This is a genomic window from Actinoplanes sp. KI2, assembly GCF_025630775.1.
Taxonomy (GTDB): Bacteria; Actinomycetota; Actinomycetes; order Mycobacteriales; family Micromonosporaceae; genus Actinoplanes.
On the sequence record NZ_JAOSZE010000058.1, the window covers coordinates 17,052 to 31,544 of the forward strand.

Consider the following 14,493-nt stretch of genomic DNA (forward strand, 5'->3'; position numbering starts at 1 on the left):
CGCTCGCCCGATGGGACCAGCCCAGCACGTCCAGCTGACGGTTCGTGGTCTTCTTCCTACCCTCCTTCGATTTCCTCGCGATGACCGCAATGTGTTCAACGTCGCGTAACCGAATGTTGTACGATAAGTGACCTGGCGGATAGGTTAGCGACCGAAGACCTCGCCGGCCAAGAGGTCGGACACGCCGTCCCATTTTGCGGACATCTGCCACTCCTTGCCCGCGCGATCAACCCTCGATGGGCATGCTCACCGCGGTCGGACGGCCACCAGATGTGACCGATGATCCAATCGACTCGGCACCGCTCCAGTCGTACCGTGACCTCAGTACTGAACGGTAGGTGACGAAGGGGCGAACCGAATGGACGCGCCGGCGATCGACGTGTGCACAGAACCCGACGGCACAGTTGTCATCCGACCGTCCGGTGTCGTCGATGCCGACGACGCCGTACACCTGCAGCGGGTCTTGGTCCACACAGTACGGAAGGTCCGGCCGTCACGGCTCATCCTCGACCTGTCCGCCGTGTACCGACTCGATCCGATCAGTGCCGGCACCGTGTCGGCGGCCTGCGAGCTCGGCGACGACCACCAGGTCGCGGTCTGCGTCCACCACACGTCCGCGCGCATCGCCCACCAACTGGCCAAAGCCGGCGTGCCACCGCAGCGCCTGCACGACGGGAAGGCCGGCACCCCACCGCCGCCGGCCGAAGGCCGCAACACGAACCCTATTTGGCGTTCATGAACTGGTTGGCCGGCAGGGGACGGTTGACGACGCGTACGTCGCCGATCCAGCCGTGGAAGACGTTGTCGACCGCGCCCGCGTACTCATGGCCGCCGAGCAACCAGGGCAGGCCGAGCGACGCGATGCCGACGGACAGGGTGGACGGGTTGTCGAGGACGGGACTGCCCTCGACGTACATGATGGTGTGCTTGCCGTCGTTGACGACGGCGACGTGCCACCAGACCTCCTCGAACAACCCATGGCCCCAGTTGGTCGTCGGGTAGGTCTGGCTCAGCGGGTAGAAGTTGAACTGCGGCTCGCGGCCGTTGTTCGAGATGCTGAGCCCGGCCAGCGGCTCCTTGGGATCGGTGTTCTTGCCGCTCTTGCCGGCCGCACCGGCCTGGCCCCGGCGGGTGAGCACCGACATCCAGGCGTTGTTGCCGCCGTCCCAGTCCAGCGGGATCTTGAGGAACGCCTCGATGGTGTAGCCGTGGTTGAACGTCTCGGCGTTCAGCGGGGCCGCCGGGCCGGTCGTCAGGTAGGCGCCGTGCAGCGGGTTGCGCCCGCCGACCAAGCGCAGGCCGGCGTGGCCGGGCTGGTCCGGGTGGTGGTCGCCCGACCAGGTCAGCGCGTCGGCGGCGCTGCCCGGGACCACCGCGACGGTCAGGTCGTTGCCGCGCCCGGACAGATCCCGGACGGTCTCGCCGGCACCGACCGGGCTGCCACTCACGCCGCCGCTGTCGAAGCGCCAGTACGCGAGCGTCCCGGGCACCACCATCCGGTTCGCCGGCCGGGCCGGACGCGGCGGGACCGGGAGGAAGCCCGCGAACCGCTTCGCGAAGTCGATCGGCATCGAGAACAGATCGACCGGGGTGGTCAGCCGCAGATGCTGAGCGGCCAGCGGGCTGCGCTCGTCCGCATCCTGGGCCAGGAAGTAGGGCGCGACCGTCTCCACGTCGATGACGTTGCGGGCCAGGTCGAAATGGTAGAGCCGCAGCATCGCGGCGCCACCGAAGTAGCGGTTCTGATAGTTCGTGATGTGCAGGTGCACGTCGTTGCCGGCGGCGTTCCCGATAGTGGTACGCCCGGGCGGCCAGTGGTGCCCGTTGATGCCCAGGAAGATCTGGTCGTTGTCGTTGATCAGCCCGTCCCAGAGCTGCCGGCCGTACCCCGAGAGGACCGCGTTGTCCTCCGGATCGCCGGATTCGTAGGGGTAGACGGTGTCGTCGTACGACGACCCGACCAGGTCGTGGGTCGTCAGGATCACCGGCAGCCGCGGGTGGTCGGCGATGAACCGGTTGGCCCAGGCGAAGCCCTGCGCCGACATCCGCCAGTCCAGCGCCAGCAGCAGCCACTCCCGGCCGCCGGCGCGGAAGATGTGCGCCGTGTTGTAGCCGCCGGCGTCCGAGCCGGCGAACGTCTTCCAGCGCCCGAACCGCTGCGGCCCCATGGTCTGCAGGTACGGCGTGGTGCCCCGGGTGTCGTCACCCGACACGTCGTGGTTGCCGGCCAGCACGCTGTACCCGACGCCGTACGAGTCGAGCAGGTCGAAACTCTTGCCGACCGCCGCGAACGAGGCCGGGGAGCCATCCTGCGTCAGATCGCCCAGGTGCGCCATGAAAACGATGTTGTCGTCGGCACTGTCGACGATGTAGCGGAACGAGGCCTCCTGCGGCGCCGGGTTGATGCTGCCCTGGCTGCCCCAGTACAGGAACTGGGTGTCCGGCATGATCGCCAACGTGAACTGCGGTGCGGCCGGATCCGGGGGCCCACCGGACCGCCAGGAGCCGGCGGGCGCGGGTGTCGCGCTCAGCGGCCAGAAGGTCGCCGCCGCCCCCGCACCGGCCAGCGCCCCGGCACGCAGCAGGTTACGCCGGCTCGGTCCGGCCGGCCCGTGGCCGTGATCGTGTTCGCGCATTGCCTTGCCTCCGAAGAATGCTCGGGACGAAGGTCCGAACCCGCCCACTACCAGTGAACCGCTGCCGCGGCCACACCGGCGACCGTGACCGCCGCACCCGCGATCAGCAAAGCCGCGCACATCCGGTCGACATGCCTGCCGGCCGGCGCGTCGACCGGTCGAGGAAGGCCACCAGGACACCCCACCCGACGGCAACGGCGCCGTTCGTCATCCTGGACGAGCCTGCTGCGCGAGAGCGACCTGCGGCTGACCGGCCGACGAACAGAATACGACGACTGTCGATGCGATTCGGGGCACGCGCGCCGCAGCTATCGGCTAACGGTGGGCTTCGGCCAGGTCCGGGGCGAAGTCCGGCTCGGGCACCGGCCTGCCGAAGTGGTAGCCCTGGGCGACGCGGTAGCCGAGGCGGTGCAGTTCGGCGGCCTGTTCCGCGGTCTCGACGCCCTCGGCGACGGCGGTCAGTCCGAGGCCGTCGGCGACCTGGATGAGGGCGGTGGCGATGACGGCGTGTCGCCCGGCCTCGGTGATGTTGTCGACGAACGATTTGTCGACCTTGAGGACGTCGACGGGGACGGTCTGCAGCAGTCCGAGCGAAGAGTGACCGGTGCCGAAGTCGTCGAGCGCGATCTGGACACCCAGCTCACGCAGCTCGTGGAGCGCCTGCACGGCCTGGCGACCGCCGAACACCGCCGTCTCGGTCACCTCGATGGCGAGCCGCTCGGCCGGCAGACCGGTCTCGGCCAAGGTCGCCGCGACGATCCGGGAGAAACCCGGCTGGGCGAGCTGGCGGGCCGAGGCGTTGACCGTGACCCGGCCCGGCGCCCGGTCACCGAGCTCGGACAGCCACCGGGCGGCCTGGGCGCACGCGGTCCGCAGCACCCAGGTGCCGAGCTCGACGATGAGCCCGTTGCGTTCGGCGGCGGGAATGAACCTGTCCGGCGGGACGAACCCGCGGGTCGGATGCTCCCACCGCACCAGGGCCTCCACCGCCCGGATGGCCCCGTGCGGCAGCTCGACGATGGGCTGGTAATGGACGCGGAACTGGCCGGTGTCCAGCGCGGTGCGCAGCTCCGCGCCGATGCGGGCCTGCTCGTCGGAGTCCGAGTCGAGCTCATCGAGGTAGCGGCGGTATTGGTCGCTGGATTCCTTGGCCGCGTACATGGCCACGTCGGCGCGGCGCAGCACCTCGTACGGGTCCGTGGTGCCGGTGCTGTCCGTGACGCCGATGCTGGCCCTGACCAGCAGGTCGTACCCCTTTGCGCGGATCGGGGTGCGCAGGGCTTCGACCAGCCGGGAGATGCTGAGGTCGGCGGTCGCGTCGGAGGCCTCCGGCATCATGATCGCGAACTCGTCGCCGCCCATCCGCGCGACGAGCGTGTCCGGGTCCAGGGCGGCGCGGAGCCGGCCGGCGAGCACGGCCAGCAGCTGATCACCGACGCCGTGCCCGAGACGGTCGTTGACGCCCTTGAAGTCGTCCAGGTCCAGCAGCGCGACCTGCACCGGGCCGGCCGCCATCGCCGCCTGCAGCTCCCGCTCCAGGCGCCGGCGGTTGGCCAGGCCGGTGAGGGCGTCCGTCATGGCCAGGTCCTCGAGCTGGGCCGCCTGATTCTTGGCGGCGGTGACATCGCTCAGGTGAGCCACGAACGAGCCGCTGCCGGCCAGCGCGCCCACGCAGGCGTGCACCCAGGCCTGCGCGCCGTCGGAACGGCGGAAGCGCAGGTCACCGCGAATGGTGTCGACCGTTCCGTCGGCCAGGGCGTGGAAAGCGGAAAGCGCCTGCTGCCGATCGGACGCGTCGATCCACTGCCAGTACGGCCGGCCCATGATGTCGTCGGCGGGCAGCGCGAGCAACGCTTCCAGCGCCGGGTTCGTCTCGGTCACCGATCCCGCGGCGTCGAGTATCGCCATTCCCGTGGGCGCGTGGCGGAACGCGGCCAGGAAGCGCTGTTGGGCGGCGGCAAGTTCGGCCTCCGCCTGCTTACGTTCGGTGATCTCACGGGTGAAGATGAGCGCCGCCGGGCGACCGTCGAACTCCCACAGCGTGCCCGCGGCCTCGGTGTCGACGACCCTGCCGTCGAGACGGATCAGCTTCTCCTCGACGTACTGCATCTCCTCACCGTCCGCGATCAGCGAGCGCATCCGCGCGGCACCCGGATCCCGGTAGTCCGGATGCAGGAACTCGATCGCGGGCCGGTCCTGCAGATCGGCGAGGCTGCGCGCACCCAGCAACCGGAGTCCACGGGCGTTCGCATACACGTGGTAGCCGTCACAGATCACGAAGATGGTGTCCGGGCTCAGGTTCACCAGCGCCTGGAACCAGGCATCCCCCACCCCAGCGGCCGTTCGCGTGTCGCCCACCACCAGATCACCACACCCCGCCCCGACAGCAATATCCGGCTCACGATCGGCCGGAGACCACTGACCCTGAGGGGAATCCGGCCCAACCTCGGCGGGATCAGCGTGGCCGAGCGGGTCCTGCCGAGGCGGTGATGGCCGGCGCCACCTCGCGGCGGCGGCCGGCCATCGTCCGGATGTGCGGGCGCCGGCTACCGGTGCGCGGCTGCCTGCGCGGCGACGATCTTCGGCCAGGACTTGGGCTCGGCCGGTGCGGTCAGCGCGGCGAGGCCCAGCTCCGGGCGGCCGGGCGTGAAGAGCCAGGTCCGGAAGAAGGCGTCGAGGTTCGCGCCGGATATCTTCTCGGCGAGCGCCTGGAACTCCTCGGTGGTGCCGGCACCGTACCGGTGCGTGGTCGTCCACGCCCGCAGGATCGCGAAGAAGGTCTCGTCACCGACGAGTTCGCGCAGGTGGTGCAACGTGAGCGCGCCGCGGTCGTAGACGGCGTCGTCGAAGAGCCGCGTGGCGCCGGGGTCGCCGGGCAGTACCTGCCAGAACGGGTCGTCGGCCGGGTGGACCTCGGAGTACACGTACGCGGCGATCTCGGCGGCCGTGCCCTCGCCCTGGTTTTCCGACCAGAGCCACTGCGCGTAGGACGCGAAGCCCTCGTTCAGCCAGATGTCCTTCCACTGCCCGACGGAGACCGCGTCGCCGAACCACTGGTGGGCCAGTTCGTGGACGATCAACGAGTCGTTCGAGCCGCGGGTGAACGAGCGCCCGTCGTACACCGGCCGGGTCTGGTTCTCCAGGGCGAAGCCCTGATCGCCGGCGCCGGTGACCACGCCGCCGCGGGCGTCGAACGGATAGGGCCCGAACAAACCGGCCTCCCAGTCGAGGATCTCGTCGGTGCGCTCCACGCTGGTCCGCGCGGCGGCGGCGGTGGCCGCGTCCAGGCGCCTGTTGTAGGCGGTGATGATCGGGCTGCCGTCCGCGGAGGTGTCCTGATAGGTGTCGAAATCGCCGATCGCCAGGAACGTCAGGTACGTGGCCTGGGGCTTGGTCTGCCGCCAGGACCAGCGGTTCCACCCGGTGAACGCCGGTTGCGCCCACCTCGTCGGCACGCCGTTGGAGATCGCCTCCACGCCGTCCGGCACCAGGACGGACACGTCGAAACTCGCCTTGTCCGTGGGGTGGTCGTTGCTCGGGTACCACCACCAGGCGATCTCCGGCTCGTTCACGGCGAGCGCGCCGTCGTCGGTGCGGTTCCACGAGGTGAATCCGGACGCGACGACCGAGGACGGTACGTCGTCGTACTGAACCACAATCGTCAGCGGTTCGCCCTCCGCCACCGGCCGGGCGGGGGTGACGACGAGTTCGTGGTCGCCCTGGCGCGCAAACCCGGCGGGACGGTTGTTGACCCGTACCGACTGGGTGTGAAGCACGAAGTCCAGGTCGAACGCGGAAAGGTCCTGGGTGGCGGTGGCCAGGATCGTGGTGGTGCCGGTCAGCCGGTCGGTGTCCGGGTAGTAACGCAGGCGGATGTCGTAGTGCGCGACGTCGTACCCCCCGTTGCCGTAGTCCGGGTAGTAGACGTCGCCCGCGCCAGGGCTGCCGGGCGCCGGGGCAGCCTCGGCACCGGTCTGCACGCCGAGGACGGCGGCGAGGACGGCCGCCGTCACCATGATGGTTCTCCGAAGCACGAATCTCCCTCCTCGCGGCTCGGTTGCCGAGCCCGCTCGGGCAGGGTATCGACGTATTTAAAACTATCTGTTAATAACGATAGTCGGCATCGACGGCCGCGTTCGACTTCTCGTAATGCGCCACGAACCTTCATCGGCCGGGGCAACCGCCTTACGGCAGGCGGTCAAGCGGCCGGGAGGCGTACCTCGAAGCGGCACCCGCCGCCGGTGTTGCGGACTCCCACCTGCCCGCCGTGCGCCTCGACCAGCCCGCGGACGATCGCCAGGCCTAGCCCGCCACCGGTGCCGGGGGTGCGGGCGGGCTCGCCCCGGAACGCGATGTCGAAGACCCGGTCGAGGTCGCCGTCGGGTATGCCGCCGCAGGTGTCCGAGACGGCCAGCCAGACCGCGTCGCGTTCGCGGCCGGCGTCGATGTGCACCGTGCCGTCGGCCGGGGTGTAGCGGACCGAGTTGATCAGCAGGTTCCGGACTACGCGGGCGAGTTCGCGTTCGCTGCCTCGTACGGTCGGCCAGCCGGTCTCCGCCGCGACCAGGGTGATCTTCTTGCCGGCGGCGAGCGGCGCGACGCCGGCGATCGCGTCGGAGACCACCTCGCGCAGCGGCACGGTGGTCGGGACCAGGCGCAGCGCGCCCGCGTTGATCCGGGACAGCTCGAACAGGTCGTCGACGAGCTGGGTCATCCGGCCGGTCTCGACCCGCAGCCGCCGGTGGTACTCGGCCACCGCCTCCGGCTCGGCGACGACGCCGTCCTCGAGCGCCTCGGCCATCGCCCGCATCCCGGCGAGCGGTGTGCGCAGGTCGTGCGACACCCAGGCGACCAGTTCGCGGCGGCCGGCCTCGAGCCGGCGTTCCCGGTCGCGGGCCTGCTCGGCCCAGACCGCCGAGGCGGCCAGCCGACGACCGAAGATCACGCCGACGGCCAGGCTGACCACGGCGGCGGCGCAGATGGTGAGCAGCACGACCCGCATGTCGTGGCCGGAGATGAACATCGCGCGGGCGACCACGGCGACACCGGCCACCACGGCCAGCACCGTCACGGCCAGCAGCACCACGATGTGCACGAGGATCGACCGGCCGCGCAGCAGCCTCAGCACCGCGGCGCCCGCGGCGGCGACCACCGCGCCGGCGGCGAGCGCGTACAGGCCGATGAGCAGGGTGTCGGTCACGACTCACCCGGCTCGTAGCGGTAGCCGATACCCCAGACGGTGAGCAGGCGGCGCGGCTCGGCGGGATCGGGCTCGATCTTCTCCCGCAGGCGCCGCACGTGCACGGTGACGGTGGACTGGTCGCCGAACTGCCAGCCCCACACCTTGTCCAGCAGCTCGGCGCGCGACCACGCCCGGCCGGGATGGCAGATCAGGAAGACCAGCAGGTCGAACTCGCGGACGGTGAGCGACAGCGGCGCGCCGTCCAGCTCGGCCAGCCGGCGAGCGGTGTCCAGCCGCAGGCCGCCGTCGGCGATCGAGGCGGGCGGTGCCGGGTCGGCGGCCGGCACGGCGCGGCGCAGCACCGATCGGATCCGCAGCACGAGCTCGCGGGGCGAGAACGGCTTGGTGACGTAGTCGTCGGCGCCGACCTCGAGGCCGAGCACCCGGTCGGCCTCCTCGCCGAGCGCGGTCAGCATGATCACTGGCAGGTCGGGCAGCCGACGGCGCAGCCGCCGGCACACCTCGATGCCGTCGATGCCGGGCATCATCAGGTCGAGCACGACCAGATCGGGGCGCTCGGCGGCGACCGCGGCCAGCCCGTCGGCGCCGTCCGCCGCCAGCCGCACCGAGCAGCCGTCCTGTTCCAGGTAGCGGCGGACGACGTCGCTCACGGTCGGATCGTCGTCGACGACCAGCACCCGATGTCCCACCCCGCTCACGCTACCGACCGGCGCGCCGTCGCGGCCTTGCGAACTTCTTACGGATCGCCGCGCCCGCCGGCACCGCCGCCACCACCAGCAGAATCAGGACCAGGTTGCGGCCATAGTGCAGGGGCAGCACCGACGGGTTGTCCGCCGGTCGGCCGATCCCGAGCACCAGCGGCAGCCCGACGATCCCCACCGCGGCGGCCACCAGCGCGGCGGTCCGGACACGCGTGCCGCCCCGGGCGATCAGCAGGCCGGCGGCGAGCGCCACCGGCATCCACACCAGGTCGTGACCGACCAGAACGGCCAGGAGAAACACCAGCATGCCGATCGGATCGGCGTCCGCGTCGGCAAGGACACCAACCATTGCGTACGCGATGAGCACCGCACCCACCGTGACCAGTGCGACTCGGGTCTTCATCGCACGCTGATCCTTGCCACCCATTTGGTTTGCAGCACGCCGGGCCGGTTGGGCGCGATCAGCCGGGCCGGGTAGCCGTGGTCGGGGTGCAGCACCCGCCCGCCGACCCGCAGCGCGATCAGGGTCAGCGGATCGCGCACGTGCTCGGGCGGCACCGTGGCGGCCCGGTAGCGGCCGCGCCGCTCCGACGACTCGACCAGCACCGTGGCCCGATCCGGGTCGCCGCCGGCGAGCGTCACCAGGTCCCGCAGCCGGATCCCGCCCCAGACCGCGTCCGCGCTCCACCCTTCGACGCAGGCGATCGGCAGCTCGGCGGTGTGCTGGGGCAGCGCGTTCAACGCGGCCAGATCGAGACTCCGCTCCCCCGCCGGACCGGTCAGCACCAGCCGGTATCCGGGGTCGGTGACGATGCCGGCGGCGGCCGCGGTCCGGTTCACCGGTAGCCCCTGCGGGCCGATGTCCGGCCGGCGCGGCGCGAGCAGGCCGAGACCGGACAGCGGCCGTACGGTCTGCCCGATGGTGGTCAAGGTGATCAGGCCGGCCGCCGCCGCGACCCCGGTCAGCAACGCCCGCCGGGCGGGCTCTACCGGGCGCCGCAACGCCGCCCGCGCGACCGGCAGTTGCACGCCCACGTGGATCAGCAGCGCGCCGGCCGCCAGCCAGGCCACCCAGTAGTGCCCGGCGGTGAAGAAGAACGGCATCGGCGCGTACCAGTGCGCGATGTTCAGGACTCCGCTGAGCACCTGGAACAGCGCCGCGGCCACCAGCGCCGCGACGGCGACCCGCTCGGCGCCGTGCGCGATCGACCGGATCGGCGGCCAGGCGAACAGCCGCGGGTAGACCGACCAGAGCTTGACGCCGAGCAGCGGCACGCAGGCCAGCCCGGTCGCCACATGCACGCCCTGGGTGACCCGGTAGAGCCCGACCGGCCGCGACGGCCACCAGAACCACCCGGGCGGATGCTGGATCAGGTGGCTGAGCAGCCCGGTGACGAAGCAGACGGCAAACGCCACGCCGAGCGCTACGCCCAACCGGCTGGTCAGCCCGGCGGAGCGCAACCGCGACGGGAAGGCCCCCTCTCGAAACGGGCCGCGCCGCAGGGCCGCCGGCGGCTCGGGCAGCGGCGCCTGCCACCGGTCCCGCAGCCGCCGGGTCAGTGTGCGGTCAGCGTCGCGAACCATCGGTCCGCCTCCGTCCACGTGTCCAGCACTCGCATCGCGGTCGCCGCGGCGAGCGCGGCGAGGTCGTCGACGGGCACGCAGGCCCACGGCAAGCGGCTGCCGTCGTCGGCGACGGCCGCGCCGGACCAGCCGGCCGTGCCCGGCGCGGCCGCCTCGACGTGCAGCCGGCCGCCGGGCGCCAGCAACCGGCGGCAGCGGCGCAGCAGCCGTGCCGGGTCACCACCGATGCCGATGTTGCCGTCGGCGAGCAGCAGGTGCTGCCAGCGGCCCTCGCCCGGCACCCGGCCGAAGACATCCCGGCGCAGGGCGGCGGCGCCGCGCCGGCGGGCCAGCCGTACGGCGGTCTCGCTGATGTCGATGCCCAGCGTGGGACAGCCGCGGCCGGCCAGCGCGCCGGCCAGCCGGCCGGGGCCGCAGCCGACGTCCAGGGTCGGCCCGGCACAGCGAGCCAGCAGCGCCTCGTCCCCGGCCCGGGAATGGCACCAGGCGATCGGGTCGAACCGGTGCTCGGCCCCGTTCGGGTGGCGGACGGTGACCGGCGCCGATCGGCGGAACATGGCATCGAAGAGCGTCGCCGCGCTCATCGTGGCACCTCCGCGGCGACCGCGCCGGGAAAGGCCCGGCCCGCCGGGCAGAGGGCGGCCACGGCGTACGCGTCCGGCGCGGTGTCGACGTCGCGCAGCCGGGGCAGCTCCGCGATCCGCAGCCCACGCCGGAGCAGCGCGTCGCGGGTCCGCGCCCCGGTCGTCGCGGTCGAGGTCGGAATGTCGCGCAGCACCTCGGCGTGGCCGGGATCGCGCAGACCCAGCGCCCACCAGCCGCCGTCCTCGGCCGGCCCGAACACCGCGTCCGCGCCGGCCAGCAGGCGCAGCGCCTCGTCGAGGTGGCCGCCGGTCAGCTGCGGCGTGTCCATCCCGATCAGCAGGGCCGGCCGCAGGTCGGCGAATGCGTTCGCCAGCCGCTCCCCCAGCGGGCCGCCCCGCTGCAGCGCGCCCGACCAGCCGACCGGCGCCGCACCGGGGCGGTCGGTGGCCAGGACCCGGGTCGCGGCGCCCGACGCGTCCACCGCCGCGACGGTGTCGGCCAGCGCCGCGGCCGCCACCCGGGCCGCCTGCTCCGGCGAGCAGGGCGGGCACAGGCGGGTCTTGACCCGGCCCGGCGTCGGCACCTTGGCGAGCACGACCACGCGGGCGTTCACCGGGCCAGCACCCGGCTCATGTCCCGGATCGCGCGGGCGGTGCCGAGCGTCGTTCCGGTCACCTTCGACCGGGTGCCGGCGGCGCGCGGCAGGTAGTCCACGTCGATCTCGGTGACCCGCCAACCGGCCCGGCCGGCCGCGATCAGCAGTTCGAGGGGGTACCCGAACCGGCGGTCGCGCAGGCCGAGGGCGAGCAGGTCGGCGCGGCGTACGGCGCGCATCGGCCCGATGTCGTGCACCCTCAGGCCGGTGGTGCGGCGGATCCGCCGGGCCAGCAGGGCGTTGCCGGCGCGGGCGTGCCAGGGCCAGACCCCGCGACCGACCGGCCGGCGCCTGGCCGTCGCCAGCTCGGCCTCGCCGTCGCGCACCGGCCGGACCATCGCCGGCAGCTGTGCCGGGTCGAACGAGCCGTCGGCGTCCATCACGCAGAGCACGCCGTCGTCCGGGTCGGCCCCGAGAACGCCGGCGTGCACCGCGGCGCCGTATCCGGGTTCGGCCACGGCGATCACCTCGGCGCCGCAGGCGCGGGCCACCGCGGCCGAGCCGTCGGTCGAGCCGTTGTCGACGACGATCGCCCGGTAGCCGGCCGGCATCCGGGCCAGCAGGCCGGGCAGGGCGGGAGCCTCGTTCCGGCAGGGCAGCACCACATCGGTCATGCCGACGACGCTATTGACCAAGGCCCGGAACAGGGCTTACGCGCCGATGACGAACTCTTACGAACCGCTGACGCACGCTCCGCCGGTGCCCGTCGCGGCCTAGCGTCGGCGCCGTGACACACGTACTCGTGACCGGCGGTGCCGGCTTCATCGGATCCCATGTCGTCGCGACGCTGACCGCCTCCGGCTGCGAGGTGACCGTCCTCGACTGCGGCCACCCCGCCGCCCATCGCGGCCCGCTGCCCGCCGAGGTCGCCGGGGTGCCGGTGACCCGGGCGGATCTGCGCGACCCCGGCGCGGTCGCCGCCGCACTGACCGATGTGGACGTGGTCGTGCACCAGGCGGCGATGGTCGGGCTCGGCGTCGACCTGGACGACCTCCCGGACTACGTCGGCTGCAACGACCTGGGCACCGCCGTCCTGCTCGCCCGGATGGCCAGGGCCGGCGTGCACCGGCTCGTGCTGGCCAGTTCCATGGTCGTGTACGGCGAGGGCGGCTACTCCTGCGCCGAGCACGGCCGGGTCCGGCCCGGGCCCCGCGTCGTGGCCGACCTGGCGGCGGGCGTCTTCGAGCCGCCCTGCCCGATCTGCCGTACCCCGCTCGTACCGGAGCTGGTCGGCGAGGACGCGCCACTCGACCCGCGCAGCGTCTATGCCGCCACCAAGGTCGCCCAGGAGCACCTGACCGCCGCGTGGGCCCGGCAGACCGGGGGTGCCGTCGCCGCGCTGCGCTATCACAACGTGTACGGGCCGGGGATGCCCCGCGACACCCCGTACAGCGGCGTCGCGGCGATCTTCCGGTCCCTGGTCGAGGCGGGCCGGCCGCCCCGAGTGTTCGAGGACGGCGGCCAGCGCCGCGACTTCGTCCACGTCCGCGACGTCGCCGCCGCCAACCTGGCCGCCGTCGCGGCCACCGAGACGCTCGGCGGGTGGCGGGCGTACAACGTCGCGTCCGGCCGGCCCGCGACGGTGGGCGAGCTCGCGGCCGAGCTGTCTCGCGCCGCCGGTGGCCCGGCGCCGGTGACCACCGGCGAGTTCCGGCTGGGCGACGTCCGGCACGTGGTCGCCCGCCCGGACCGGGCCGCCACCGAGCTCGGCTTCCGGGCCCGGGTCGGGCTCGCCGAGGGCGTCGCCGAGTTCGCCTCCGCCCCGCTGCGCGGATGACGCCAACTTTGCCCGCCATCACCCGCTCCCGCAGCGTCGGGCCGTTGACCGACCGTCTCGTCGCCGGCCTGTCGCTCGCCCTGTTCGCGGCGGCGGCCATCGCCGCCGGGATCCTCCAGCTGCTCGGTCATCCGGTGCACGCCGGCGCGGCGCCCCTGTTCGCGCACTGGCTGCCGCACGCGGGGCCGGGCACGCCGCTCGCCATCGCGGTGGCGGCGCTGGTGTGCGGCTACGGGCCGGCGGTGGCCGCGCGCCTGCCCTGGCGACGGCTGCTCGCGGTCTGCTACCTGACCGCGGTCGCCTGGACGCTGTCGCTCGCGCTGGTCGACGGCTGGCAACGCGGCGTGGCGGGCCGGCTGACCACCCGTCCGGAGTACCTGACCGAGGTGCCGGGCGTGACGAGCGTCCCGGCGATGCTGCGGGGCTTCACCGCCCGGATCCTCGATCATCAGCCGGACTCGTGGACCACCCACGTCGCGGGCCACCCACCCGGCGCGCTGCTGGTCTTCGTCGGCCTCGACCGGGCCGGCCTGTCCGGTGGCGCCTGGGCCGGCCTGCTGTGCATCGCCGTCGGCGGGCTCACCGCCGTGGCCGTCCCGGCCACCGTCCGGCTGCTCGACCGCGAGGAGTCCGCGCGTGCCGCGGCGCCGTTCGTCGCGCTGTTCCCCGGCGCCGTCTGGATCGGTGTCTCCGCCGATGGCCTGTTCGCCGGGGTCACCGCCACCGGGATCGCGCTGCTCGCGTACGGCGTGGTCCGCCGGTCCCCGCCCGCCGCGGCCGCCGCCGGCCTGCTGCTGGCCTGCGGCGCGTACCTCTCCTATGGACTGGTGCTGATGGCGGCGATCGCCTCGGCGGTGGTCCTGGCCGCGCCCGCGCCCCGGCGGACGGCCTGGTGGGCGGCGGCCGGGACGGTCGCGGTCGCGGTCACGTTCACCGTGACCGGTTTCGACTGGCTGACCGGCTACCACCTGGTCATCCGGCGCTACTACCAGGGCCTGGCCGCCCACCGCCCGTACCTCTATTGGGTCTGGGCCGACCTGGCGGTGCTGGTGGTCTCCGCAGGACCGGCAGCGGCCGTGATCCTTCGCCGGGCGGCGGTCCGCGCCGGTCTTCGACGGGCCGGTCGGGGCGTCTGGCTGCTTCCGCTCGCCGCCGCGGCCGCCGTCCTGGCCGCCGATCTTTCCGGCTACAGCAAGGCCGAGGTCGAGAGGATCTGGCTGCCGTTCGCCGTGTGGTTCCTGGCCGGCGCCGCGCTGCTGCCCGGCCACCGGCGGCGCCGCTGGCTGATCGGGCAGGCGGCGGTCGCGCTCGTGGTCAACCACATCGTGCTCACCGTCTGGTGAGGCGCCCAA

General features: G+C 72.9%; 13 protein-coding genes. 3 read left to right on the plus strand and 10 right to left on the minus strand.

Annotation, left to right across the window (positions count from 1 at the left end; all coding sequences use genetic code 11):
• Window positions 1-358 precede the first annotated feature (358 nt).
• Window positions 359-739, plus strand: coding sequence for an STAS domain-containing protein (locus ODJ79_RS40820; protein ID WP_263029079.1), 381 nt, complete (start codon window positions 359-361; stop codon window positions 737-739).
• Here the strand turns inward: ODJ79_RS40820 and ODJ79_RS40825 are convergent.
• The 10 genes from ODJ79_RS40825 to ODJ79_RS40870 form a co-directional block, all read right to left on the minus strand.
• Window positions 723-2,636, minus strand: a complete 1,914-nt coding sequence (locus ODJ79_RS40825; RefSeq protein ID WP_263029080.1) for a LamG-like jellyroll fold domain-containing protein — start codon at window positions 2,634-2,636, stop codon at window positions 723-725. The genes ODJ79_RS40820 and ODJ79_RS40825 overlap by 17 nt on opposite strands.
• A gap of 315 nt (window positions 2,637-2,951) precedes the next feature.
• Entirely contained in the window at window positions 2,952-4,994 is a 2,043-nt protein-coding gene (locus tag ODJ79_RS40830; RefSeq protein WP_263029081.1) for a putative bifunctional diguanylate cyclase/phosphodiesterase, read from the minus strand.
• A gap of 188 nt (window positions 4,995-5,182) precedes the next feature.
• Window positions 5,183-6,652, minus strand: a complete 1,470-nt coding sequence (locus ODJ79_RS40835) for a M1 family metallopeptidase (RefSeq protein WP_263029109.1) — start codon at window positions 6,650-6,652, stop codon at window positions 5,183-5,185.
• Window positions 6,653-6,834: 182 nt separating this feature from the next.
• Window positions 6,835-7,836 carry a sensor histidine kinase gene (locus ODJ79_RS40840; RefSeq protein ID WP_263029082.1) on the minus strand — a complete coding sequence of 334 codons (1,002 nt, stop codon included), beginning with the start codon at window positions 7,834-7,836 and terminating at the stop codon, window positions 6,835-6,837.
• Window positions 7,833-8,528, minus strand: a complete 696-nt coding sequence (locus ODJ79_RS40845) for a response regulator transcription factor (RefSeq protein WP_263029083.1) — start codon at window positions 8,526-8,528, stop codon at window positions 7,833-7,835. The genes ODJ79_RS40840 and ODJ79_RS40845 overlap by 4 nt, the downstream gene beginning before the upstream one ends.
• 10 nt (window positions 8,529-8,538) lie before the next feature.
• Complete coding sequence (locus tag ODJ79_RS40850) at window positions 8,539-8,943, minus strand: hypothetical protein (RefSeq protein ID WP_263029084.1); 405 nt, start codon at window positions 8,941-8,943, stop codon at window positions 8,539-8,541.
• On the minus strand, window positions 8,940-10,124 hold the full coding sequence (locus ODJ79_RS40855; protein ID WP_263029085.1) for a molybdopterin-dependent oxidoreductase: 1,185 nt from the start codon (window positions 10,122-10,124) through the stop codon (window positions 8,940-8,942). The genes ODJ79_RS40850 and ODJ79_RS40855 overlap by 4 nt, the downstream gene beginning before the upstream one ends.
• Window positions 10,097-10,708, minus strand: a complete 612-nt coding sequence (locus tag ODJ79_RS40860; protein ID WP_263029086.1) for a class I SAM-dependent methyltransferase — start codon at window positions 10,706-10,708, stop codon at window positions 10,097-10,099. Before ODJ79_RS40860 ends, ODJ79_RS40855 begins: the two co-directional genes overlap by 28 nt.
• Complete coding sequence (locus tag ODJ79_RS40865; protein ID WP_263029087.1) at window positions 10,705-11,322, minus strand: TIGR04282 family arsenosugar biosynthesis glycosyltransferase; 618 nt, start codon at window positions 11,320-11,322, stop codon at window positions 10,705-10,707. Before ODJ79_RS40865 ends, ODJ79_RS40860 begins: the two co-directional genes overlap by 4 nt.
• Window positions 11,319-11,978, minus strand: coding sequence for a glycosyltransferase family 2 protein (locus ODJ79_RS40870; protein ID WP_263029088.1), 660 nt, complete (start codon window positions 11,976-11,978; stop codon window positions 11,319-11,321). Before ODJ79_RS40870 ends, ODJ79_RS40865 begins: the two co-directional genes overlap by 4 nt.
• 113 nt (window positions 11,979-12,091) lie before the next feature.
• Between ODJ79_RS40870 and ODJ79_RS40875 the strand changes: the two genes are divergently transcribed.
• Both ODJ79_RS40875 and ODJ79_RS40880 read left to right on the plus strand, forming a co-directional pair.
• Window positions 12,092-13,141, plus strand: coding sequence for an NAD-dependent epimerase/dehydratase family protein (locus ODJ79_RS40875; RefSeq protein WP_263029089.1), 1,050 nt, complete (start codon window positions 12,092-12,094; stop codon window positions 13,139-13,141).
• Window positions 13,138-14,484 (plus strand): hypothetical protein, encoded by a 1,347-nt coding sequence (locus ODJ79_RS40880; protein WP_411267422.1) that lies wholly within the window; start codon window positions 13,138-13,140, stop codon window positions 14,482-14,484. Before ODJ79_RS40875 ends, ODJ79_RS40880 begins: the two co-directional genes overlap by 4 nt.
• The last annotated feature ends 9 nt before the right edge of the window (window positions 14,485-14,493 follow it).